Here is a 24,802-nt window from a genome sequence, read left to right as displayed (position 1 = left end):
TTACTCTCTGCGCCTCCGCGTGAGATAAAAAATATTTTTGTCTACGCTTGTTGTCAAAATATACCACACATGAAGTAGAAATATCCCAAACATCGCTGCTACTCTACTTTTAGTTGATAGATGAAATCGCACTATGTTAAAAGTATTCGCAGATAGAGGTGGCACATTTACAGATATTGTAGCTGTAACTGATGATCAGCCAATTATAGACAGACTCTCAAGACATGAGGCACGATTTTTAATTGTGCCTCTCCCTAATCAAGAATGGGTAATAGTCTATAAATTACTGTCTGAAAATCCTGAACAATACCAAGATGCAGTTATTCAAGGAATTCGGGATATTATCGGCATCAAAAACAATGAACCTATTCCCGATGCAGCAATAAAAGTAGTCAAAATGGGGACAACAGTAGCAACTAATGCACTGTTAGAAAGAAAAGGAGATAGAGTAGTTTTACTAATTACTAAAGGGTTTAAAGATGCCCTGAGAATTGGCTACCAAAACCGTCCTAATATCTTTGCTCGTCAAATTATTTTACCGACGATGCTGTATGAGCAAGTAATTGAAGTAGATGAACGTTATGATGCTAATGGTAATGAATTAGTACCTGTAAATATTGCACAAGTCAAGCAAAATTTACAGGCAGTTTATCATACAGGGATTCGTAGTTGTGCTATTGTGTTCATGCACAGCGATCGCTACCCCAAACACGAGCAACAAGTAGCAGAAATTGCTCAAGAAATTGGCTTCACACAAATCTCTATATCTCATCAAGTTAGTCCATTAATGAAATTGATAAGTAGAGGAGATACAACCGTTGTAGATGCTTATTTAACTCCAATTTTACGACGCTATGTTAACCAAGTAGCGAGTCAGTTACCTAACGTCAAGTTAATGTTTATGAAATCTGATGGCGGCTTAACTGATGCTACACAATTTCAAGGTAAAGATAGCATTTTAAGCGGGCCGGCTGGTGGTATTGTTGGTGCAGTCCAAACCAGCAAAAGAGCAGGTTTTAATTTAGTAATTACCTTCGATATGGGCGGAACAAGTACAGATGTTGCCCATTTTAAAGGAGAGTATGAACGTCAATTAGATTCTGAAATCGCTGGGACAAGAATGCGAGTTCCTGTATTATCGATTAATACAATTGCTGCTGGCGGTGGTTCAATTCTCTTTTTTGATGGTTCTAGTTATCGAGTCGGGCCAGAATCGGCTGGTTCAAATCCTGGCCCCGCTTGTTATCGGCGTGGTGGGTCTTTAGCGGTGACAGATGCTAATGTGATGTTAGGTAAAATTCATCCCCAATATTTCCCGTCTGTTTTTGGCAGTGATGGAAATTTACCTTTAGATAAAGATATTGTCTTAGAGAAATTTAACCAATTAGCCCTAGATATTGCCACCGTTACAGGTAATTATCGTACACCAGAACAAGTAGCAGCAGGATTTATTGCGATCGCTGTCGAAAATATGGCTAATGCTATTAAAAAAATTAGCCTACAACGTGGTTATGATATCACGGAATATGTTCTTTGTTGTTTTGGTGGTGCAGGCGCACAAGTTGCTTGTTTAATTGCTGATACTTTAGGGATGAAACAAATATTCCTACATCCTTATGCTGGCGTTCTTTCAGCTTATGGGATGGGATTAGCTGATGTTAGAGCTACCAGAGTTGGGGGAGTGGAACAGCCTTTAAATCAAGCATTAATTCCTCAATTAATACAATTGATGAAGTCTTTAGAAACCCAAGCCAGAAGTGAACTCAGCCAAAACGAAAGCAGCATTGAAGAAGAAATAATTCAAACCCTGAATTTAAAATATGAGGGGACTGATTCTACCTTAAGTGTTAATTTTGATGCAGATGTAACCGTGATACAAATAGCATTTGCAGATAAGCATAAGTCTCGCTATGGTTTTTTGCAGTCAAAAAAAGCCTTAATTGTTGAATCTATTTCAGTAGAAGTAATTCAGAAAATGGATACTCCTGAAGAAACTTTAATTACTCGTACTAAACCTGTAGATAAATTCCCCCAACCTGTGGAAATAGTCAAGATGTTTACTGCTGAAAAATGGCATGATACGCCAGTTTATCGCCGGGAAGATTTACAACTAGGAGATTGTATCAATGGTGCTGCTATCATTGTCGAAAAAATTAGCACAATTGTAATTGAACCGAATTGGCAAGCCCGATTAACTGAGCGCAATCATTTAATTTTGCAAAGGCTGTAATATTCATCATGCTAACTAACGAAAATATTCCGAGTGGATTTAAAGTATTGTGTGCAGAACCAGGACTTAGAATCAAGTATTCTGCACAGCCCAAATTTTGTCTAAGGCTCTTTTTTATGCCGTTTATTGTCTTCTTTCTTGCTCAGGTTTTATTCCAGTCCAGGTAAAGAAACAGCGATCGCCCTTTTGTTCTATAATTTTTGCACCAAGGCGATCATAAAACTTTAAACCACGAATATTGCGAGTATCAGCAGTCCAAGCAATATGAGTACAGCTATTTTCTTTGGCAATTTGTGCTAAATAATTCATCAATGCTATTCCTGTACCCTGACTTCTCATCTCTTCATCTACATACAAATCATCAAGCCAAATACTTGGTTGACCGACAAAAGATGAATATCTAAACCCATACAAAGCAAATCCCACTACCTGTTTTGAGTTTTCTGCAAATAAAACATAAGAGAAAGGGACTGCTGCAAAAATTGTTTTTCGGATTTTATCTTCAGTGACTTGCAAAACACCAGAATAAGCACCAACGCTTCTATCAAATTCTGACTTTTTTTGGATAAATGCAAAAATCAACGATATGTCATCAATAGTAGCAGGACGAACCCTCATTGTTAATTCTCCATTACTATCATAGGCTATAAAATTCCAATTGATAGATAATCAAGTTCGTAGTAAGGACTTTAGTCCTTAGAAAAATCAGGACTAAAGTCCTTACTACAAACCTCTATCTTTTTGTAATTACAAACAATAGCTAGCTATATCTTACAATTTTCTTCACATTAAAGGAGTCCAAATTACAATGTATACTACATCTCAACCCGATCCTGTGCGCTTAGAAATCTTTAAAAATCTCTATCAGTTCATCGCCGAACAAATGGGAATTGTCCTACAAAATACAGCCGCATCGGTAAATATTAAAGAACGATTGGATTTTTCTTGTGCAATTTTCGATGCTTCGGGATTATTAGTAGCTAATGCCCCTCATATTCCCGTACATTTAGGCTCAATGAGTGAAAGTGTCCGCAGTTTAATTAATGATCAAGGCGACACCATTAAACCAGGCAATGTTTATTTATCCAATAATCCCTACAACGGTGGAACTCACCTCCCCGATGTCACCGCCATTACACCAGTATTCCTAGAAACTGGCGAAAATATCTCCAGTCCCCTCTTCTACGTCGCCTCTCGCGGACACCAAGCTGATATCGGTGGGATTACGCCTGGTTCTATGCCTCCTCATAGTAAAACTGTAGAGGAGGAAGGAATTATGTTTGATAATTTCCTCTTGGTAGAACAGGATAATTTTCGGGAAAGTGCGGTACGAGAATTATTATTAAATCATCCCTATCCTGCTCGTAATCCTCACCAAAATATAGCTGATTTCAAGGCACAAATTGCTGCCAATGAACGGGGAGTACAAGAACTATCTAAGATGGTTTCTCAATACGGGTTAGAAACAGTTCAAATTTATATGAAATTTGTCCAAGATAATGCAGAGGAGTCTGTGAGAAGAGCAATTGATGTGCTTAAAGATGGCTCATTTATTTATGAGATGGATAGCGGTGCAAAGATTCAAGTACAAGTCATAATTAACCGCGAAAGTCGGAGTGCTAAAATTGACTTTACTGGCACATCTGGGCAGTTAAATAGTAACTTTAATGCACCTAAAGCGGTGACTCACGCAGCAGTTTTATATGTCTTTCGGACTTTAGTAGATGATAGTATTCCTCTCAATGCTGGGTGTCTGAAACCTTTAGACATTATTATTCCTGAAGGTTGTATGCTGAACCCAACTTCTCCAGCCGCCGTAGTTGCTGGTAATGTGGAGACTTCCCAAACTGTTGTCGATGCTTTGTATGGTGCTTTGGGTGTGATGGCGGCTTCTCAAGGAACGATGAATAACTTTACTTTTGGGAACGATCGCTATCAATATTATGAAACCATCTGTGGCGGTTCTGGAGCGGGAGCGAATTTTGATGGTACGGATGCAGTTCAGACTCATATGACAAATTCTCGCTTGACTGATCCAGAGGTTTTAGAAACCCGCTACCCTGTACTCTTGGAAAGTTTTAGTCTGCGTCCTGATAGTGGGGGTAAAGGAAAACATCAAGGCGGTAATGGAGTGATTCGTCGCTTGCGCTTTTTAGAACCGATGACAGCTAATATTCTCTCTGGACATCGGGTTGTACCTCCCTTTGGATTAAATGGCGGCGAAGCTGGACAAGTGGGACGCAACTGGGTAGAACGCGAAAATGGTGTTCAAGAGAATTTAGCTAGTACAGCAACGGTAGAGATGAACCCTGGGGATGTGTTTGCGATCGCTACTCCTGGAGGTGGAGGTTTTGGTAATTCGTAATTCGTAATTCGTAATTCGTAATTCGTAATTAGGAACTGACTTTTCACGGGATCTAGAAAACCCCTCTCCAAAGACTAGAGTATCTCTCCCCTACAACTGTAGAGACATTGCATACAACGTCTCTACCTTTTCTCGTCAATTATTCGCGAAACACAATATCCCCGATTTCTCAAAGCAGTCGGTGATATAAAATTAATACTTTTGGTAGTTGACTAAGTAGAAACAGTATCTATTAATTTTATTCCCTGGAAGCTATTTAATTAAAAATCCCGTGGAGATAAATTCACGGGATTGATTCTAACTGTCTGATTAATATAATTCTGTTTTTATTTTTATCTTACCTACGGCTCTACCCACCTTCTCCCAGGCTCTTGCTGTTTCACTATCTTGGTAGTCTGTTCTAAGATATTCAGCTTTTTCATAACAAATTTGAGACATGATTCTTAGCACATCCACGACACTCATGCTATCAAGCATCGCTTTGATGTCCTCTTTGTCGTACATATTTCGCGCTCCACCCGATGAAATCTAGATAATTTGGTTTGAGATGGTGATGATTTTCACTACATCCAATTGTGATAATAGCTGGATCTTTCATATCTTCACATATTTCAATGGCATGAAATAAAAATTGTGGCAAATATAGCTATCTATATATTGATATTATGGCTAAATTTATAGTTTAATCAAGATACAGTGTCCTACCCTATTAATGGCAAGTTGAGGCTCATCAAACTCATGCTTAGTGTAAAAAGATAAAAAAATTAGATGAATGCTGACTCTTTTTTCCAACAGGGACTCTATACAAATTTGCCAATAGACTATCAAGGAGCGATCGCAAATCACACTGAAGCAGCCAAACAACAACTTGACTATGCAGTAGCTTATTTGAACCAAGGGATGACTCTGTGTAATGAACTCAAAGATTATCAAGCGGCGATCGCTCCTTTAAGTCGCGCCATTAAAATTAATCCTAATTTAGCTGAAGCTTATTACTATCGGGGATTTGCGCGTTACTGTTTGGCTGACTATGCAGGTGCGATCGCGGATTATAATCAAGTATTGCAGATTAACCCGACAATTACTGCATCCTATTACTATCGGGGTAAAGCTTACTTCGCCTGGGGAGAATACAACCAAGCGATCGCTGATTATATGCACACCATAGCAGTCAATCCACAGTTAGCTAGTGATATTAATATAGATATTGCTTACGCTTATTATCATCGCGGCGTAGCCTGTGCTGATCAGGGCGATTTTCAAGGAGCGATATCAGATTTTCAGGAAGCTTTGCAATGGCATCCCTATTTAGCAGAACTATACAGTAGTCGCGGTAATGTTTACTATAACTTAGGGGAATATCGCCAGGCGATCGCTGATCATGAACGCACTATCCAGCTTGATCCTACCTTGGTGGAAGCTTATCAAAATCGGGGTAACGCCTACTATGCTTTAGGCGACTATAACGCCGCCATCGCCGATTACAACCGGACTATAGAACTTAATCCTAATTTTTCCACAGCATACTACAATCGCGGTGTGATTCTCTCTCGCCTGCAAGAGTATGATTTAGCCTTAAAAGATTTAAACCAAGCCATTCATTTAAACCCAGAGGACGCGCAAGCCTATGCAGAACGGGGTTTAATTCGAGTAGTAGAGGAAGACTATCAAGGTGCGATCTCTGACTATAGCCAAGCATTACAAATTGATCCTCATTTAGCTTTAGTCTACGGTTTCCGCGCCAACATTCGCCGCCAAATCGGAGATTATCCCGGCGCACTGTCAGATAGCGATCAATTATTAGCACTATGTCCCCAACTTGCAGAAGGATATTGCGATCGCGCTACAGCTCGCCGCCATCTGGGAGATTATCAAGGTGCGATCGCTGACTATAATCAAGCATTACAAATAAATCCCAACTTAGTAGAAGCATACTACGGGCGAGCGATCGTCCATGAAGCCTTAAAAGATTTTTTGGGAGCAATAGCAGATAACACCCAAGCCATCAGATTTGACCCCCATTTTGCCCCATCCTATTGCAATCGCGCTAATGCTCGTCGCCAGTTGGGAGATCATCGAGGCGCACTAGCTGACTACAACCAAGCCTTAGCAATCAATCCCCAACTAGTCGAAGCCTATTATAACCGGGGTGCTTGGCATTATGAACAGCAAGATTATCAAGGCGCGATCGCTGATTACACCCAAGCCTTAGCAATCAATCCCCAGTCTGCCCTATTTTATAGCCACCGCGCCAATGCTTATTATGCGCTTAACGACTATCACCAAGCCATAACAGATTATACTCAAGCGATCGCCATTGATCCTCATGATGCTGAAGACTGGTACAACAGAGGTCGTAGTTATACTCACCTCGAAAACCATCAAGCAGCATTAGGCGATTTAAACCAAGCCTTACAGCATCAACCTTATTGGGCTTCAGCGTATTTATTACGGGCTGAAATTCGGCGTAATTTAGGAGACAGAGATGGCGCAATGAGAGATTTAAAGAAATCTGCTGACCTTTATAATCATGAAGGTAATAGACAATACCATCAACAAATTTTAGAAATGATGGCTGCATTGAAGTAATTTATTATAGTAAGAAGACTGAAGTAAATCCCCATAATTATGATAATTAGGGGATTTGAGCAAGGATTATGCAACTAAATGAACCCAATCAAAAGCAGAACTAACTGTGTTAAATAGGCGTTTATCGCCTGTGTAAAAATCTGCCTGAAATCTTTGAGATAATGCTAAGTAATGAGCATCATAAGTAGCAGAGAGATTAAATTGTTGAGCGACTTCCCAGGCTTGTTGATGGAGTTGACTATCACCGTAAAACTGAATGGGTAAATTTAGAGCCAGGTTGAGAGATTCCCGTGCTTCTGTCTTCAGTAGTTGTTTTGCCAGTTGTATTCTATGAAATACATTCGTGACTTCGTAAGATAAGAGAGTCGGGGCAATAATCTGAATTTTATTTTGCTCCCAGTTATCCCATAATATTAGATAAGGCGAAGTTTCAGAATAGTTGTTAATTAATTTAACTACGAAATTAGCATCTACACAAATCAATTGTTTGGTCATAATTGTTCTGGATCAAACAAAAAATCTGCTATCAGTTGTTGATCTCTTTCTTCTCGCATTTGATAAATAATTTGATCAATATCTGGTTTCAATGGTTGATTATTACGCCGTTGCTGAATTACTTGAGCATTGGCTGAAATTCTTGAGCGTAAATTGTGCCAATTAGATTGATGCGTTAGTTTTTGATTTAATAACTCTCGTTCTTGAGGAGACAAAGCTTTAATCGCATTAGCTAGAGACTCGATCAGCTGAATATTCATAGATTTATGTTCCTTTTCAGAAAACGCGCAGCCTAGCCTAATCCTGCTGTAAGTAGCAGCAACAGTATAGGACTAAACTTATTCTCAGCAGATGCAACCACGGAAAAGTGAAAATAAGTGGAATCTACGCTAAAAGCTAACACACTTCGTTAGCTAGTTGCGGTCTAGTGTAATTGCTGATATATGCAGGTATTGCTACACCTGATTCTAACCGGGAATCATTTATGGGTGTAGCCGCAGTCAATTTTAAAGGAATCTCTCCCGCCCATACAGGTATTTGATAATCAGCTTCATCGTCAAGGGGTCTACCAGTGCGAACCTTGGCTGAGGCTTCGGCTAAAGGTAGAGATAACACGATAGTTCCCGCTAATTCATGGCGATTAGGCGATCGCACTTCTTCCCATCTTCCCAGAATAACGTGTTCTGTAAATGCTTTCAGCGCAGCTAATTTTTGCTCTGTATCCTCCACCAGTATGGCTTTACCAAAGACGACTACTGAGCGATAATTCATTGAGTGATGAAACGCCGATCGCGCTAGCACTAACCCATCAATTAAAGTCACTGTAACGCAGACATCAAGACCTTGTTGGAGTGTTTTCAGCATCCGACTAGCGGGTGAGCCATGAATATATAGTGTGTCTGCTACTCGTCCGTAGGCTGTCGGAATCACAACGGGTTGTCCTTCAGCAACAAAACCCACATGACAGACTAATCCTTCATCCAGAATTTGATAAATTGTGTCATGTTCATAGTCGGCTCGTTGGGGTACGCGTTTCACTGTCGTTCTTGGGCTAGGTGCTTTTTGTGGAGACATAACGGTAATTTTTAACTCTATATCGTTAGAGTATGCGGGTAAGTGGAGTGACACAAGAGCCACTTTTTGATTAAATAACCAGTCCAATTTAATTTGTCATTTGTCATGGACTTTGCAATTAATATCGACCCCCGCGTACCTTTACCTCTATATCGCCAAGTTTACGAAGAACTACGCCAAGCCATTCTTTCAGGAAGATTCACCCCTGGACAAAAATTACCTTCAACGCGATCGCTGGCTCAATTGCTTGGTGTTTCCCGTTCAACTGTCACCCAAAGTTATGACCTACTTTTGAGTGAAGGTTATTTAGAAACCATTGTGGGTTCGGGGACTTTTGTTTGTCGCCAACTTCCCGATGAGTTACTCAATGCTGCACCTATGCTGTCAAAATTATCACCAGCCAGTTCATCAATACGTTTATCAGCTTATGGTGAAAGTTTGAACGACAACGCATTTTTACGCCTCCCAGAAGCAGAACTAGAAATCAGCTTCAGCTATGGAAGACCAGCTTTTGATCACTTCCCCATAGATTTATGGCGCAAGTTAATCTCTCGTCATTGTCATGCTAGTCAAGAGGTGCTGGACTATACTGCTTATTCTCTGGGATATCAACCATTGCGAGAGGCGATCGCTTCCTATCTTTCTCGGTCTAGGGCGGTTAATTGTAGTGCTGAACAAATCATGATTGTGGGTGGTTCACAACAAGGACTTGACTTGATTACACGCTTGCTCATTGACAGGGGTGATTGGATTGCGGTAGAAGATCCAGGCTATCTAGGTGCTAGACGAGCTTTTTTAGCACAAGGAGCTACGTTATTTCCCGTATCTGTGGATCAATCAGGATTAATAGTCAATGAACTAAAAACTAGTATAATGCCTAACATCAAACTTCTTTATGTCACTCCATCCCATCAATTTCCTACAGGTGCGGTGTTATCTCTTCCACGTCGCTTGGAGTTATTAGCTTGGGCGCAAACATCAGGGGTGATGATCATTGAAGATGACTATGATAGTGAATATCGTTACGGTGAACGTCCCATACCCGCGTTGCAAGGATTAGATCAAGGTAACTCTCTGATCTATGTCGGGACATTTTCTAAAGTGCTTTTTCCGGCTTTGCGTCTGGGCTACTTAGTTTTACCAGAGAATTTAGTTCATGTATTTTCGCGGGCAAAATGGTTAGCAGACAGACAATGTAGTCTATTAGAACAATACGCCCTGACTGATTTTATTACGGAAGGACATTTAGAACGCCATATCAGACGGATGAGATCGCTGTACAACCAACGTAGACAAACTTTGGTGCAGTCTTTGTCTACCCACTTTGGTAACAGAATTGAAATTATGGGAGAAAATGCCGGAATGCACCTGATGGTAAAAATAAATACTAAAATTCATGATGACGAAATAGTCAAACGTGCGGCATTAGCTAACGTAGGTATTGGCGCAGCATATCCACAATATTTAAAAGATAGTCCTGGTAGTGAATTTATCTTTGGATATGCGGAACTCAATGAACAGCAAATTCAAGAGGGAGTCAGACGACTGGCTGAGGTAATTCCCGACTAAAGCACAAAATGACGTAGTGGTGAATTTCTCCCTAGGCGCAGCCAAATAGCGATCGCTGGTTTTTTGCTAAAGTCTTGATGAATAGCATAACCAAACCAACAAATTCTCCAGCAGATAGCTGAGTCGTAAGTCAACAGCCAAGTTTTTTCATAGCGCACTAAATCGCCTATGCAAGCTGGCTCAATCCCCTCGGTTTGAGTAACTTGGATGATAAAGTTAGCAAAAGCGATCGCATCTTGGCGATGTTTTTTCATACCTTGGGGTATAGGGGTTTCCGCATATCGCCAAAACAAGGGAGTAAAATTTTTACCCATTTCCTTAGCAGTGCGTGGTAACAACTCCCGCACCTCTCCCAACCGCTTCCACTTTAAGGAATTAGCAAACACATTCACCTGCTGCGCTGAAAGTTGTGCTAACTGCTGCGCTTCATCACAATTCAGTCCCATCTCTAAACCAACGGCTTGGGGGTGAGCAAAGAAACGTTCTCTCAACTCCGTATTAGTGTAAAGTTGGGCGAGGACTTGCTGGGTTGTTTCTAATCCCATCTACCATGTCTCCTACCAATTTGTCGCGCCTGTTGCAGTTCTCCTGTCAATTCTGCAAAAGCTGGTAAATTTTCATCCCGTTCTAAAACAATCCCTTTTACCGCTACACGCGCCACAACCTCATCAATAAGTTGCCACACTTGGGAGGGTGTTGATTGGGAATGGCTATCAATTAGTATGCCATCATGCCAATGTCCGCCCACAAAATGCAATTGGACGACACGTTCCCAAGGTAAATCTTGCAAAAATGCCTGCACATCATAGTCGTGATTCACAGCATTGATGTAGAGATTTGTCACATCTAATAACAAGCCACAATCAGCATTTTCAACAACTTCTGCCAAAAATTGGGCTTCGGTCATTTCCGCACCGGGAAGTGTCACCATGTAGGTAATATTTTCCAGAATTAATGGCACATCAATCCAGCGGCGCACTTTTGCAATGTTGCGGCAAAGCACTTGTACCGCTTCTTTGGTGTAAGGTAATGGAGACAAATGCCCAATATCAACCCCGCCTGCTTTAGTAAAACAAATATGCTCACTCCACCAAGGCGGGTTAAGTTGCTTAATTAGTGCTGCTAGTGGGCGAAGATAATCTGTATCTACACCCTCCGCACTGCCTAAAGATAGATTGATAGCGTGGGGAATAATGGGGAAATGACTGGCTAATAATTCCAACTCTTGTTGTTGTTGCCAAGATGTATCTAAATAGTGTTCCGCCACAATTTCCAAAAAGTCAACCTGTTGGCGGTTGAGAAACAAATCACTTTTGCAGGGTTGGCGAAAACCTAACCCCACGCCTAACGTTGGTAAATCAGCCAGCACTGCGTCTAACCTCCACAACCGCCACAGCCACCACCGCAGGAACTACCGCAACCACCACCGCAAGAACTACTACTGCAAGAACTACCGGAAGAGGTGCTGCGGCTGCTAGTTGTTCTAGTTGTGCTATAGATTATTGGGGGAAAGAATGCTTGATAGTATGAGTCGTAAGTAGTTCCTTTCAGAGTATAAATGCCAAAAAGTGCTATCAGTAAGTTGTATTCCAATGCAGAACAGACACCGAAATTTTTGGTTTTAGACTTTAAGGGCGCAAATGCTTCCTCAAGTTGTTGCAGATATTTGTATCCCCGATAACTCAGACGCGATCGCCCATTAACTTGCCCAAAAAGCCAGATAATAGAAACTACACCCATAATAATCAGAAAGCCGACGTTATACCGTCCTTTAGCTAAAGCAATAATTAGCTTATAACCACCAAGGCTAAAAATAATCATCCCCCCAATTAAACCAACTTTCATCTTCCATTCTTGCCAATTGGCAGCAGACAACAATTGTTCATTGTGCAGTTGCCCTTCATAGATATGGCAGTATGATTCTACACTCTGGGTTGCCGACGTTAAAGATGTTATGGCTGCACTAGGTACGGAAAATTTCTGAAATACTTCCTGTTCTATTGGTTTTAATTGAGAAACATCGGGATGATTGGGTGCGTGGCTGATGGACTTTTCACTAATTTGCAAATAACCTTGCACAAGTAGGTTAAATAATGCCACATAAGCAATTCCCGCTTTTTGGAAACGCAAATAAGCAATTTCGTAGGGGTCTGGAACAGATGGAATTAACCGCAGAGGCTGATTTTTAGTGGGATCTTGCACCAACCGCCAGCAGGCTAACAGTGTAATAGCAATGACAGAGCCATAAAACAATAGAAATTGTGACCCATACATATCTGCGATCGGGTTATGCAGCAATGAATCCATTGCTTATACTCCTTGTGAGGAAATTACTGGAAATCAGAGAAATTGAAGTTAATATTTTTGCAGCGTTTTCTCCACTCTGGTATCTAAAATATTAGCACAGTAGGTGATGGTCTCCGACCGTCGGTCGGTCATAGCACTCAACAGAGGGAAAACCATACAGAATTTTTACAACAAAAACCCCGGTTTTTTCAAGAAACCGGGGTTATCACCGTTTATACTTAACTACTCTCTACTCTCTCATTGCCCACTTACTTACTTTCAGTAAAGTCAGCGTCAATCACATCATCACCGCCATCAGAGGGAGGAGTAGCACCGCCATCTTGAGGTTCAGCACCAGGAGCAGCACCACCAGCTTGCTGATAGATGTTGCTACCAACTGCAAACAATGCTTGTTGTAATTCTGGTGTCAACTTCTTGATTTGCTCGTCATCTTCCTTCGCAACGGCTTCCCGCACTTCTTTTACCAAACCTTCAACCTTTTCTTTATCAGCAGCTGGCACTTTATCGCCTAATTCTTGCAGCTGCTTCTCTGCTTGGTAAGCTAAGGAGTCGGCTTGGTTCTTGCGTTCAATTTTCTCCCGACGGTCTTTATCCGAAGACGCATTTTGTTCGGCTTCACGCACCATCCGGTCAACGTCGGTTTTATCTAAGGTGGAAGCACCAGTAATACTGATAGATTGTTCCTTACCAGTACCTTTGTCCTTCGCGGCGACGTTGAGGATACCGTTAGCGTCGATATCGAAGGTTACTTCAATTTGGGGAACACCACGAGGTGCGGGAGGAATACCATCCAGGCGGAAAGTTCCTAAACTCTTGTTATCGTTAGCAAATTCCCGTTCCCCTTGAAGGACGTGAATTTCTACATTAGTTTGACCATCAACAGCAGTCGAGAAGACTTCTGATTTTTTGGTAGGAATAGTAGTGTTACGAGGAATAATCTTGGTCATCACGCCACCCAAGGTTTCTACACCCAAGGATAGTGGTGATACGTCTAACAACAAGATACCTGTCACATCACCAGCCAGAACACCTGCTTGAATAGCTGCACCAACTGCCACAACTTCATCAGGGTTAACAGTTTGATTGGGTTCTTTACCCAGTACCCGCTTGACCACATCCTGCACTGCGGGAATACGGGTCGAACCACCAACTAATACGACTTCATCAATATTGCTCTTGTTTAACTTGGCATCTCTGAGAGCATTTTCTACGGGGATGCGGCAACGGTCAATTAAGTCCGAGCAAAGTTCTTCAAATGTGGCACGAGTTAAAGTCGTATCCAGGTGTTTAGGGCCATCCTGGGTAGCGGTGATGAATGGGAGGTTGATTTCTGCTTGAGTAACGCTAGAAAGCTCAATTTTAGCTTTTTCTGCGGCTTCAGTCAGACGTTGTAAAGCTTGTTTGTCTTTGCGGAGGTCGATACCTTCGTCTTTTCTAAATTGTTCAGCTAAGTAATCAACGATTTTTTTATCGAAGTCGTCACCACCAAGGTGGGTATCACCAGAAGTAGACAATACTTCAAACACGCCATCGCCTACTTCCAGAACAGATACGTCGAATGTACCACCACCTAAGTCAAATACCAGGATGGTTTCGTTGCTCTTTCTGTCGAAGCCGTAAGCTAAGGAAGCGGCTGTAGGCTCGTTGATAATCCGCATGACTTCAATGCCAGCGATTTTACCAGCATCTTTGGTGGCTTGACGTTGGGAGTCATTGAAGTAGGCAGGAACGGTGATTACGGCTTGGGTGACAGTTTCGCCTAAATACTTACTAGCGTCTTCCACTAGTTTACGGAGAACCTTCGCAGAAATTTCTTCTGGTGCAAATTGTTTACCAGAAGAGTCTAGCTTGACGTTACCGCCACTGCTGAGAACTTTATAAGAAACTTCTGTGGCTTCATTAGTAACTTCATCAAAGCGACGACCAATAAAACGCTTTACAGAGTAGAAAGTGTTTTCTGGATTCATCACTGCTTGGCGTTTGGCAATTTGTCCTACCAAAGTGTCGCCATTTTTAGCAAACGCTACTACTGAGGGGGTGGTGCGAAACCCTTCAGCGTTAGCAATAACCGTTGGTGTACCACCTTCCATTACTGCGACGCAGGAGTTAGTTGTACCTAAATCAATTCCAACTACTTTTGCCATTTTCGGTGCTGGCTCCGTATAACTACAAATGAATGAATGGGAATATAAGAGATTTAATCTTTGAACCAACTAGTTAAAAAAGCAGTTCATTCAGCATCGATAACCTTTTGGAGTTGTAAATCCAAGTTACGCTGATATATATACTGAGCTTGTGTAGCCAGTCCATGAAGGGTGTTTTCCCGAACAATGGATGGGACGGTTAATTTTAAAGTATGTTTCTAGTTGGTTCATCGATTAAACTGCTTTCACTCTGTCTAATTTATGAGAATTAATACTTTGAGTAATTAGGGTCAACCGTAAAGTTAATGTGGTGTTTGCCGTCTTTAGATGTAAATCACCCCATAATGAGGCAAGATAAACCAGTGTTTATACTAAGTAATCGGACTCAAAGGCAAAAAAATGGCAGGTCTGATAGAATACAGATCCCGTTTTAGCAGAAGTAGGGTAGTAGGTCATCAAATTTGAATTGAGGGGTAAGCAAGTTTGTAGTGTTCGCGTAGCGTCTGTCTACGACACGCTCCGCGTTTCCTACGGAACACTGCGTGAACGCGCAGCGTCCCGCAGGGAACGTAGAGAGGACTTTAGTCCTTAGAAAAATCAGGACTAAAGTCCTTACTACAAACAGTCAAAACTAACTTGATAGACCAGTAGGGTGATTTTGGTTTTGATTGATGCGGGTTTTACAGATTTGCAGCCCGATTTGCTCGACTGTTCCCCTGAGTTCGCCTGTAAAATCGCCATATTCACTGGTAATGATGGCTGGTTGTCCTAGCTTCACTTCCATATATTCCAAGTCAGCACTTGTCTGCGGCGTAGCTGCGCTTAGAGCGTTAGCCGGGCGGGAGGATCATAGCGAATTGGTTTAACCCCCTCCCTGCATCTCTTCAATTTCAAACAAGCTAATTAATACTCCCGCTAAGGGAATGGATAAGAAAACTCCCACCAATCCTGCAACCTTAGCTCCTACTAATAAGGCAAAAAACATAAAGACTGGATTCATGTTAATTGAGCCTTGCATAATTCGCGGCATGAGTAAGTTTTCTTCTACTTGCTGGAGAAGGACACAACCGATTATACTTTTAGGCTTACCCAAATTCCTTGAGGTAAAACAATGAGAGAAACTAGAGCAATTCCGATTGTAGCTCCAATGCCAGGAATTAAATCAAATACACCTGCGATCACTGCCAAAAATAGTGCATAAGGTAATTGCAAAATAATGAATATAATAAATATTGAAACTCCAAAAAACAAAGATAATAATAAGCGTCCCCAAAAAAAACCTAAAAAATTTTGTTGAATTGCTACTGTTATTTTATCCCGCATATTTTCCGGAAAAATCTTCAAAATAAAACGCCAAACTCTTTGACCATCTAGCAACATAAAAAAAGCTACGACTGCTATCAAAATCAAATCTACGAAATTAAATAGTAAATTCGGTATATTCACCAAACCATTACCAATAAATGATAATACCTGATTTCGGAGTTCATTTTCTATAGCTTTAAAATCGACTCGAAAATTTAAATTCGTCAAAAAAGTTTGTAATCTATCTAATATACTAATGGCAGAATCTAGAAATTTAGGTGCTTGATTTGCTAGTTCTTGACCTTGAGATAGAATTGCAAAACCCAGTGTGGCTACCAACCCTAATACAATAAGTAAACTGAGTAAAAAAACAATTATAACTGCAATACTATGTGGTAGAAAACGCTCAGACCACCGTACTGGATAACTCAACAAAAATGCGAGAATAGCTGCAAAAATAAAAATAACGATTACTGTGGCAAAATAGCTTAATACTTGAATAATTCCCCAGCCCAATGCAAAAAGTAATACATAGCGTATTAGCTTGGTATTATTTAATTGATCCCAGATTCTTTTAATAGTTTTTTCATTCATATATAAATATTTAATATAATAAAATTTTATTTTTTAAATAAAGTTTACCAGAGACTAAAACAGACATTCATTTAACTCTGTCCAGTAAAAAACTACTATCGCCATCCTATTTGATTTGTGAGACTTACGAAACTCAGAACCCCAATTTTTTTGGCTCTCAGGAATGATTTAGCATTGCTATATTACCTCAAGGCAGAAGCCGAAAGTTAACGGATTTTGGATTTTGGATTGACCCCGATGGGGTATGGGGCTTTGAGTTTTTGGATTTTCTTCAATCTAAAATGGGCATCGGTCAAAAGAATTGGATTCCGGGCTTTTGTGCCATTTGATATGGTATGTTTAATTCGATTTGTGTTTAGATTAGTTTAGCCGCCGTCGGTGCGCCGGAGGCTTTAAACGCCTGTGGAGAACTTAGAAGACCTGGATTAACCCAGGCGGAGATCGTTGAAGCAGGAATCGCCTGACAAGAAGTCATGCGAGGTTCAAATCCTGTATCCTGTTGTTTCTCAGGCGTGCTATGGATTTTGAAAGCAAAGCCACTGCCCAAACTGCTACAGTACATAAGCCATTGGTATTGTTGCGCGATACTGAAGCGTTCATCCGTCGCCCTACAGTTGCCACACTTGCGACAATTTTGCCTCCAAAGCTAAGTAATAGTTTACAAGCAGCCTCAATTCTAGCTGAGGACTATTTACAGGAACTCTCAAAAATTGACTTAGAAACAATTAGTGATGTTGAATTACAACCAGCGAGGATATTTGTCGGTTTAAGCTTCGTTGGTTTTGGGGCTTTGATGATTTTGGTATTATTGCTTTATTGCAATACTTTACACCCAAAAATGAGTACGATTGAGCAGATTCACAAATACTGGTATCAATATATTTGGTTTGTCAGTTTGGGTGTAACGGGAATGTTTCTTCTGGGTCGCGAAGCTATGCGTTCTCAGCAATTGAAAATGCAAAAATCTAAAAAACCTTAAAACGTATATCCATTTATACCACGCAGAGACTATCACGAATATTTGGGGAATGATTCTATCTAAAGGATGAAAACAAACTAACCCAAATAAGCTTTAATCTTTAGAGTCCTCACAATTTACACTATTTTTTGATAAGTTTAAGGTGGAGTATAGACATTTATTGTTTTCACTCCCAATTCCTTGATCAATAGCGAAGGAACAAGCTATGAATACTGTTGTCAAATATGATATTGAGGTTATCAAGGATGAAGCCCGTCAATTAGTCTCCAAAAAACTTCTTAACCGTCAACAGCCAATTTATACTCTCTGTAAATATATTCCAGACCGTGATTGGCCATTCTTTGAGCTAGAGTTAGAAAAAAATGAATTTTTGCTCAGAGATAGAATTATTGACTTGTTAAGTCATGAAAAATGGGAAGAAGACTGAAGCATTAAACCATGATCCCCATTAATAGCATCCTTGATAAATTCACTTTACAAAATTAACCACAAAATTAGAACCCTCGAATCGATTCGAGGGTTTAAGCATTTTATCTAAAGTTGAGGTGACAGGTGACAGGTGACAGGTGAACGAAGGGAGATGGAAAGAGTATTTATTGACAGATTACTCAGGACTCAGGACTCAGCACTCATAAGTCTTTGATCAGATTGTTGCTGATCAAAACTGTAAGAGAAATTACTGACAAGGATATCAACTAAAGAAGCAGGGTTTTCCCTGTAAAATACTGGCATATCTTGCCAACAGTGGCGGCAAAACCAGTGAACTTGAGAATTACGGAGATGCCGTAAAAGTAAACCAGAACAACAAGGACAGTTAGTCATAACTTTAAATCCTCTTATTAAAGATTGATTGATTGGAATTAACTAATTCAAAGGAAAAGAGTTTTTCATAAAATAAGTATTTCTATCTAGAGAATAATGAGGGAATATGAGTTTTGTGTGAGTAAAACAATAATCAGCAATACTTCGTAACTTTTGTACATTAAAATTGAAGTTTTCAATTAAGAGTTAGGGGACAGATAATAGGCGATAGGTAAGAGAAGACAAGAAAGTAGAGGAAGCAGGAGAAAATAGGGAGGAAAAACCCAACATCCTCACAAGAAACTCAAATTTTCTTCCTATAAACAGAGTTGTGAGATTTAGGAGTTTTTTACTGACCGCGCCATTTTTTACCGATTGACTCAGGACTTTGAATTATGTTTAACAAAATTTTAGTCGCGCTGAACAAGAATGACATGGGGCGGCAGGTTTTTGACAACGCCCTAAATTTAGCAACAGCAAACAATGCCGAATTATTGTTGCTACACGTTATTTCACCTTTTAATGATGATTACCTGAATGCTTCCGCAATGGAAACACAAAGCACCTATGGTACTTCTCAAACTCATGGTGTGGAATATTATGTAGGTCAATGGGAAAATTTAAAGCAAGAGGGAATTGAGTTTTTGACCCTGTTAAATAATCAAGCGATCGCTAAAAACATAACAGCAGATTTTACTCAAGAACTTGGCGAACCCAGCCGGATTATATGTGACATTAGCCGGAGTTGGAACGCTGACTTAATTGTTTTAGGTCGTCGGGGACTAAGTGGATTAAGTGAATTTTTCCTAGGTAGCGTTAGCAATTATGTATTACATCATGCGCCCTGTTCTGTGTTAACAGTTCAAAGTTTAACTTCCGTGACTCCTGATAATCTCGTCGCAACATCAGCAATGTGAGAGGTTAGGAATATAGGGATAATCTAGAGACCGCAAGATGTTACTTTGGTCTTTCTCCCTCATGCCCAATCCCCTGTCCCCTATCTTTCTTGGTAGACTAAGGAAAATTGCTAGAGGAAGCGTTGATGGCAAAAACAACCGGGGTGAAAAATGAAACGGAAACATCTGTACAAGAATTGCCTGTAGTTTCAGAGATTGAAGAGACTGAGACAACAGAAGATACGCCTGAAACAGTTGAAGATGTGCAGGATGTACAGGATGTACAGGATGTTCAAGATATTGATGAAATCTTAAACTCTCTTAAAGGCTTACTGAGTGCTTTAGAAAAGCTGCAAAAAGTTCGGCAAGACGTGGGCGATATCAAACCTTTGATTGGGCGAATGCTAGACGGTGAACTAGTTGCTGGTGAAGAACTAGATCAACTCAAAACAGGCGTAAACAGTCTATCTCGTTTGGTTCGTGCTTATAGCGACCATCAAACAGCACTGACTAAAGCCCAACCTGCGAGGAATTTACTAGATCAAGTGTTGAAAGTTTGAGGGATAGGTGACAGGGGAGAGAGTTACTCATCCCCAATTACGAATTACGTTAGCGTAGCGGGACGCAGTCCATTACGAATTACGAATTGCGTAACATTCGCCATTGCTTTCCAGCCTAAAAATTTACCGATAGGTTCTGCCCGTTGAATAGCTATGCGGGTGAAACTGCCGCCTACTTTTTCATACCATTTATATAAGGTTTGCTCACCTTCTATAGTGACGACATTAGCAACTAAAAGTCCGCCGGGGCGTAATGCTTGCCAACAAATGTCAAATAATCCATCGGCTGTGACTCCACCACCAATAAAGATAGCGTCTGGTTGGGGTAAGTCTTTCAGGGCTGATGGTGCTTTCCCCTCAACGATTTTTAAATTGGGAGTACCCAAAGCGGCGGCATTATCAGCAATATATTGCAGTCTAGTAGAATTTTGTTCAATAGCGATCGCCTGACATCTGGGATGAGTTCGCATCCATTCTATAGATATAGAACCACAACCCGCGCCTACATCCCAAAGTAATTGTCCTGGTGTGGGTGCGAGGGTTGAGAGAGTCACAGCCCTAACTTCCCGTTTCGTTAGCTGTCCATCATGGTGATAAGCGTCATCTGGTAATCCTGGTAGCCTAGATAAAGGTATAATTCCAGCATCAGCAAGACAATGTACTGCGATCGCATTTAAATCTGCAATATCTTCTGTCTCCCATGTTGCGGCTGTTGCTGTGATTATCCTTTCATGAACACCGCCCATCCGTTCCAGAACAGTGATTTGACTGCTACCAAAACCGCGCTGTCTCAGAATTTCCGCCACAACCCCTGGCGTATCTTTCCCTGCACTCAAAATTAACAACCGCGCACCAGGATAGATATAAGATTGCAGCAAAGCCGGGGGACGACCGCATAAACTCAAAGTTTCCACCTCAGTTAAAGACCATCCCAATCTGGAACAAGCGAGACTAAAAGCTGAAGGCGCAGGGATAATAGTCATTTCCGAAATGGGAATGTGTTGTATCAAAGTAGCACCCACCCCATAACAGAGAGGATCACCACTGGCTAATACACACACCGACCTACCCCGACGCTGAATAATTGCGTCTATAGAACCACTAATAGGAGAAGACCAAGATATTTTCTCCCGTGCATCATCAGTAGGTAACATAGCCAAATGGCGATCGCCTCCCACAATTATCTCAGCTTCAGCCACCAGAGAACAAGCGATCGCACTCAATCCCGCCAACCCATCCTCACCAACACCTATAATAGACAGCCACTTCCCCCTCATAACCTCCTGCGTACCTCCGCGTTAACCTCTGCGATCCTCTGCGTTCCCCACCTTTCTCAAAACTTAAGTATTCAACAACACTATCAAACATAAATGTTGAAATTTAACTATAAATTTCCTGAAGAGTACCTAAATTAGTGTCAAATGAAATTAATTATACCTACTTAAGTAGTAGAGGACATAGATCATGCACTTACAAAACTTTATCAATCAAATATGCAAAACCATCGTTTTTACTTCCCTACCCCTAACATTTGTAGCTGTGATGCCCACCGCAGCGCAAGCAGCCAACTTCAGCAGCATATACGCTTTTGGTGATAGTCTTACCGATACAGGCAACTCCTCCGCAATCATACCAGGCCTTCCTCCCAGTCAGGTTGGTTACTTTAATGGGCGATTTTCTAACGGCCCCATCTGGTTAGATCAACTAGCATCGAAATTAGGATTACCCTTACCTCCAGTATCTCAACTTGCCGGCGGGAATAGCCCTACAGGTATTAACTTTGCTGTGAATAGTGCTACCACTGGTGATCAAAACACTTTTCCGATTCCTGGACTCCCTGGATACGTAGGATTAACACAACAAATTACTCAATTTATACAAGCGAATCCCATTGCTGATTCACAAGCACTTTATATCTTATGGGCTGGTGCAAACGATTACGTAGGTGCTGGAGTGACAAATCCCAACCAGCCAGTTGCTAATTTAGTTGGTGCGGTTGATACACTTTATAATTTTGGCGCACGCAATTTTTTAGTTGTTAATTTACCACTTTTGGGCAGCACACCAATTGCTACCAGTCAAGGTCAAGTAGTTTCTGAGGGACTGAATCAATTAAGTTTGGGACATAATTTCTTATTTTCTCAAGCTTTTGGGCAATCTAATCCTAACCAGCCTGGAATTAAGCTCAAAACATTGGATGCAGGTTCTCTATTTCAACAAGCCATTATTACACCATCAAAGTTTAATTTGACAAATGTCAAAGATCCTTGCTTAATGAACTCTCCGCTATTTGCTAATCCTTCCTCACCACCACCCGAAATTTGTGACAATCCAGATGAGTATCTATTTTGGGATGCCCTACATCCTACCAGTGCTGCGCATAGATTTATTGGCAACCTAGCTCATAAAACATTAGTTCCTGAGCCATCAATGATCTTATCTCAGCTAGCCGTCGGTGCTGTTTTAGGATCTATAGCGGTTCGCAAGGGCAAACAGAGAAAAAATCAAGCATCTGTAAAAAAACATACATCTACAGATTTGTCAGGTTGATCAAAATAATATGAAGCATTCAATTTTCTGAATGCCTGATCATGTTAAATTACTAAAACTTGAAGTTGGGAAACTCTGGTGAGATTCCGGGACTGTGCCGCAGCTGTAATAAAACAAAAAAGTTTTTGAGTCAGAATGCCAACTTCAAGAGATCGTCCGTCGTCTACTCCCTGCGTCGCACAGGGAAGGAGTTGGAGTTTTGCTGTCTGGTTCTACCCCTTGCCCTGGTTTATTTTATGCCACACCTGCCCAAGATGGAATCTTATCGCGCATCAGAATACCAGGGGGCATAATTAATAGTAAACAATGTCAGGCGATCGCAGATATCGCCGACAAATACGGCGGTGGCTACATAGACGTAACTAACCGCGCCAACCTGCAAATCCGAGAAATTCGCCAAGGGATAGAACCTGAAGTCCTCCAACAACTCCAGAACTTAGGATTAGGTTCTAACAACAGTGGTGTAGACCAAATCCGCAACATTATGACCAGTCCCACAGCTGGTATTGACCCCCAAGAACTCATCGATACCCGCCCCTTCGTCCAAAACTGGGACAACTACATTACCCAACATTCCACCTTATCAGGACTATCCGCAAAATTTAGCGTCTGTTTTGATGGTGGTGGTTTAGTTTCCGTTGGCGATCGCCCCAACGATATCACATTGAGCGCGGTAGCAATAGACAATAAAACCTACTTCCGCCTCTATCTCAGTGCAGGCGCAAAAGGCAAACCCCCCACCGACACCGGGATCTTAATATTACCAGAGCAATCCCTATCAGTCCTAGCCACCTTAACAGATATCTATCTAACTCACTCTCATCCTCTCTGCGCCTCTGCGCCTCTGCGTGAGAAAATCAATCCCCATACTCAACGTAAACCAAGACTCAGAGAAGTAATCAATCACCTGGGTTTAGATAACTACCTAAAACAAGTTGAGCCGCAATTATCATTTCCGTTGAGGAGAAGAAACCTAACCCCCCTACCCCCTTCCCTAGTAGGGAAGGGGGAGAAAGAGAAAAGTTTCTCCCTTGTAGGGGAGAGGTCAAACAACCAATATCACCACATCGGTATCCATTCCCAACGCCAACCAGGGTTATATTACATCGGCATAGTATTACCCCTAGGCCGCTTAGAAACGCAGCAACTACGAGGTTTAGCCGACTTATCCGAAAAATACAGTAATGGAACACTCCGACTTACCCCCTGGCAGAATGTACTACTAACAGACATTCCCCAACACAGACTGACTGAGGTTCAAAGAGAAATCACTGATTTAAAATTAGATGCCTCACCAACTAACATTAAAAGTGCCTTAGTAGCTTGTTCTGGTAATCAGGGGTGTGCAGCTGCGGCGACAGATACCAAAACTCACGCCTTAGTATTAGCAGACTATCTCCAATCCCGCGTCAACTTAGAACATCCCGTAAATATCCACCTGAGCGGCTGTGAAAAATCCTGCGCCCAGCATGGTAAAAGTGATATTGCTTTACTCGGTGTCAGTGAGGAACGCTATCAAGTCTATGTGGGAGACAGTAACCAAAAATTTGGACGTGAACTCTATGATGATGTAAGCTTTACCGACTTACCCGCCCTCATGGAGCAGATGTTAAATGTGTATAAAAACAAACGCTTAAATCCCGCCGAATCTTTTGGGGAATTTGCCAACCGCTACCCACCCGCCCAACTACAACAGTTATTTTCTCATCCGAACTCCATGCCTGAATACATCCGCGATGCCAATGAAATCTACCGTAATTCCTTCGCCATCATTCGTTCGGAAGCCAATCTAGATATACTACCCGCAGATGTAGCTAAAGTTGCAGTGCGTCTCATCCATGCCTGTGGAATGACGGATATCGTCACAGACCTAGGATATTCAGCAACGGCAGTACAGTCAGCCAGGGCAGCACTAGCAGCAGGCGCACCGATTTTGTGTGATTGTCGCATGGTAGCTGACGGAGTGACAAGGAAACGCTTATCTGCCAATAACCAAGTTATCTGCACCCTCAATGAGCCAGAAGTCCCAGAATTAGCGAAAAAGTTAGGTAATACTAGGTCGGCGGCGGCTTTGGAATTATGGCAACCTTATCTAGAGGGGGCAGTTGTCGCCATTGGTAACGCACCCACAGCATTATTTAGATTACTGGAAATGCTAGATCAAGGATGTCCCAAACCTGCGGTAATTTTAGGTTTTCCCGTGGGGTTTGTGGGAGCAGCCGAATCAAAAGCCGCACTGGCAGCAGATAGCCGCAATGTACCATTTTTAACTTTACATGGTCGGCGCGGTGGCAGTGCGATCGCCGCAGCCGCAGTTAACGCCCTCGCAACGGAGGCAGAATAA

At 41.5% G+C, this 24,802-nt stretch carries 22 protein-coding genes, 2 pseudogenes and 1 riboswitch; of the genes and pseudogenes, 11 read left to right on the top strand and 13 right to left on the bottom strand.

The genetic code is table 11. From position 1 onward, the window contains the following. Positions 1 to 133: 133 nt before the first annotated feature. Positions 134 to 2,230, top strand: a complete 2,097-nt coding sequence (locus VB693_RS08495; protein WP_323265875.1) for a hydantoinase/oxoprolinase family protein — start codon at positions 134 to 136, stop codon at positions 2,228 to 2,230. A 123-nt stretch (positions 2,231 to 2,353) separates the two neighbouring features. Here the strand turns inward: VB693_RS08495 and VB693_RS08490 are convergent, their stop codons facing one another. Continuing rightward, positions 2,354 to 2,848, bottom strand: coding sequence for a GNAT family N-acetyltransferase (locus tag VB693_RS08490; RefSeq protein ID WP_323265874.1), 495 nt, complete (start codon positions 2,846 to 2,848; stop codon positions 2,354 to 2,356). A 190-nt stretch (positions 2,849 to 3,038) separates the two neighbouring features. On the opposite strand from VB693_RS08490, the gene VB693_RS08485 reads away from it, so the two are divergent. Then, entirely contained in the window at positions 3,039 to 4,595 is a 1,557-nt protein-coding gene (locus tag VB693_RS08485) for a hydantoinase B/oxoprolinase family protein (protein WP_323265873.1), read from the top strand. A gap of 309 nt (positions 4,596 to 4,904) precedes the next feature. On the opposite strand, the gene VB693_RS08480 is transcribed toward VB693_RS08485, so the two are convergent. Further along, positions 4,905 to 5,099, bottom strand: coding sequence for a hypothetical protein (locus tag VB693_RS08480; protein ID WP_323265872.1), 195 nt, complete (start codon positions 5,097 to 5,099; stop codon positions 4,905 to 4,907). 264 nt (positions 5,100 to 5,363) lie between these two features. Between VB693_RS08480 and VB693_RS08475 the strand changes: the two genes are divergently transcribed. Beyond that, the gene (locus VB693_RS08475; protein WP_323265871.1) at positions 5,364 to 7,184 is read left to right on the top strand and encodes a tetratricopeptide repeat protein; all 1,821 of its coding nucleotides are present in this window, start codon (positions 5,364 to 5,366) and stop codon (positions 7,182 to 7,184) included. A 66-nt stretch (positions 7,185 to 7,250) separates the two neighbouring features. Here VB693_RS08475 and VB693_RS08470 read toward each other — a convergent pair whose 3' ends face one another. The 3 genes from VB693_RS08470 to VB693_RS08460 form a co-directional block, all read right to left on the bottom strand. Next, on the bottom strand, positions 7,251 to 7,679 hold the full coding sequence (locus VB693_RS08470) for a type II toxin-antitoxin system VapC family toxin (RefSeq protein WP_323265870.1): 429 nt from the start codon (positions 7,677 to 7,679) through the stop codon (positions 7,251 to 7,253). Next, entirely contained in the window at positions 7,676 to 7,939 is a 264-nt protein-coding gene (locus VB693_RS08465; protein ID WP_323265869.1) for a hypothetical protein, read from the bottom strand. The genes VB693_RS08470 and VB693_RS08465 overlap by 4 nt, the downstream gene beginning before the upstream one ends. Before the next feature lie 136 nt (positions 7,940 to 8,075). Then, positions 8,076 to 8,753 carry a pyridoxamine 5'-phosphate oxidase family protein gene (locus VB693_RS08460; protein ID WP_323265931.1) on the bottom strand — a complete coding sequence of 226 codons (678 nt, stop codon included), beginning with the start codon at positions 8,751 to 8,753 and terminating at the stop codon, positions 8,076 to 8,078. Between the two features lie 105 nt (positions 8,754 to 8,858). Here VB693_RS08460 and VB693_RS08455 point away from each other — a divergent pair, with 105 nt between their 5' ends. Continuing rightward, on the top strand, positions 8,859 to 10,322 hold the full coding sequence (locus VB693_RS08455; protein WP_323265868.1) for a PLP-dependent aminotransferase family protein: 1,464 nt from the start codon (positions 8,859 to 8,861) through the stop codon (positions 10,320 to 10,322). On the opposite strand, the gene VB693_RS08450 is transcribed toward VB693_RS08455, so the two are convergent. The 6 genes and pseudogenes from VB693_RS08450 to VB693_RS08425 all read right to left on the bottom strand — a co-directional run bounded on the left by VB693_RS08450 (position 10,319) and on the right by VB693_RS08425 (position 16,672). Beyond that, positions 10,319 to 10,867 (bottom strand): hypothetical protein, encoded by a 549-nt coding sequence (locus VB693_RS08450; protein WP_323265867.1) that lies wholly within the window; start codon positions 10,865 to 10,867, stop codon positions 10,319 to 10,321. The two genes, VB693_RS08455 and VB693_RS08450, sit on opposite strands and share 4 nt — an antisense overlap. Continuing rightward, positions 10,858 to 11,709, bottom strand: coding sequence for a DUF692 domain-containing protein (locus VB693_RS08445; RefSeq protein WP_323265866.1), 852 nt, complete (start codon positions 11,707 to 11,709; stop codon positions 10,858 to 10,860). Before VB693_RS08445 ends, VB693_RS08450 begins: the two co-directional genes overlap by 10 nt. Further along, positions 11,697 to 12,629: a TIGR04222 domain-containing membrane protein gene (locus VB693_RS08440; RefSeq protein ID WP_323265865.1), complete on the bottom strand. Its 933-nt coding sequence runs from the start codon at positions 12,627 to 12,629 to the stop codon at positions 11,697 to 11,699. Before VB693_RS08440 ends, VB693_RS08445 begins: the two co-directional genes overlap by 13 nt. Positions 12,630 to 12,877: 248 nt before the next feature. Continuing rightward, complete coding sequence (gene dnaK / locus VB693_RS08435) at positions 12,878 to 14,773, bottom strand: molecular chaperone DnaK (RefSeq protein WP_190700868.1); 1,896 nt, start codon at positions 14,771 to 14,773, stop codon at positions 12,878 to 12,880. Between the two features lie 631 nt (positions 14,774 to 15,404). Further along, positions 15,405 to 15,557, bottom strand: a complete 153-nt coding sequence (locus VB693_RS08430; RefSeq protein WP_323265864.1) for a hypothetical protein — start codon at positions 15,555 to 15,557, stop codon at positions 15,405 to 15,407. A 78-nt stretch (positions 15,558 to 15,635) separates the two neighbouring features. After that, positions 15,636 to 16,672 (bottom strand): annotated as a pseudogene (locus VB693_RS08425) (AI-2E family transporter). Between the two features lie 517 nt (positions 16,673 to 17,189). On the opposite strand from VB693_RS08425, the gene VB693_RS08420 reads away from it, so the two are divergent. Both VB693_RS08420 and VB693_RS08415 read left to right on the top strand, forming a co-directional pair. Continuing rightward, the gene (locus tag VB693_RS08420; protein WP_190700860.1) at positions 17,190 to 17,651 is read left to right on the top strand and encodes a hypothetical protein; all 462 of its coding nucleotides are present in this window, start codon (positions 17,190 to 17,192) and stop codon (positions 17,649 to 17,651) included. A 205-nt stretch (positions 17,652 to 17,856) separates the two neighbouring features. After that, complete coding sequence (locus tag VB693_RS08415; RefSeq protein WP_190700857.1) at positions 17,857 to 18,078, top strand: DUF4327 family protein; 222 nt, start codon at positions 17,857 to 17,859, stop codon at positions 18,076 to 18,078. A gap of 188 nt (positions 18,079 to 18,266) precedes the next feature. Here VB693_RS08415 and VB693_RS08410 read toward each other — a convergent pair whose 3' ends face one another. Beyond that, on the bottom strand, positions 18,267 to 18,473 hold the full coding sequence (locus tag VB693_RS08410) for a hypothetical protein (RefSeq protein ID WP_323265863.1): 207 nt from the start codon (positions 18,471 to 18,473) through the stop codon (positions 18,267 to 18,269). A 374-nt stretch (positions 18,474 to 18,847) separates the two neighbouring features. On the opposite strand from VB693_RS08410, the gene VB693_RS08405 reads away from it, so the two are divergent. Further along, positions 18,848 to 19,369 carry a universal stress protein gene (locus VB693_RS08405; RefSeq protein ID WP_323265862.1) on the top strand — a complete coding sequence of 174 codons (522 nt, stop codon included), beginning with the start codon at positions 18,848 to 18,850 and terminating at the stop codon, positions 19,367 to 19,369. 125 nt (positions 19,370 to 19,494) lie between these two features. After that, a complete protein-coding gene (locus VB693_RS08400; protein WP_323265861.1) occupies positions 19,495 to 19,908 on the top strand; it encodes a hypothetical protein in 414 nt (137 codons plus the stop codon). A 44-nt stretch (positions 19,909 to 19,952) separates the two neighbouring features. Here VB693_RS08400 and cbiE read toward each other — a convergent pair whose 3' ends face one another. Then, entirely contained in the window at positions 19,953 to 21,185 is a 1,233-nt protein-coding gene (gene cbiE, locus VB693_RS08395; RefSeq protein ID WP_323265860.1) for a precorrin-6y C5,15-methyltransferase (decarboxylating) subunit CbiE, read from the bottom strand. 187 nt (positions 21,186 to 21,372) lie between these two features. Between cbiE and VB693_RS08390 the strand changes: the two genes are divergently transcribed. From VB693_RS08390 to VB693_RS08380, 3 genes and pseudogenes are all read left to right on the top strand, one after another. Next, the gene (locus VB693_RS08390; RefSeq protein ID WP_323265859.1) at positions 21,373 to 22,458 is read left to right on the top strand and encodes an SGNH/GDSL hydrolase family protein; all 1,086 of its coding nucleotides are present in this window, start codon (positions 21,373 to 21,375) and stop codon (positions 22,456 to 22,458) included. 24 nt (positions 22,459 to 22,482) lie between these two features. Further along, a riboswitch (cobalamin riboswitch) is annotated at positions 22,483 to 22,620 on the top strand. A gap of 37 nt (positions 22,621 to 22,657) precedes the next feature. Then, positions 22,658 to 24,025: pseudogene (gene cobG, locus VB693_RS08385) on the top strand (precorrin-3B synthase); the annotation flags it as partial. 150 nt (positions 24,026 to 24,175) lie between these two features. Then, on the top strand, positions 24,176 to 24,802 hold the full coding sequence (locus VB693_RS08380) for a precorrin-8X methylmutase (protein ID WP_323265930.1): 627 nt from the start codon (positions 24,176 to 24,178) through the stop codon (positions 24,800 to 24,802).

This window comes from Anabaena sp. UHCC 0399, assembly GCF_034931465.1.
GTDB lineage: Bacteria > Cyanobacteriota > Cyanobacteriia > Cyanobacteriales > Nostocaceae > Trichormus > Trichormus minutissimus.
The sequence above is the reverse complement of the archived record's forward strand: the minus strand, read 5'-3'. Positions and strand labels throughout refer to the sequence as shown.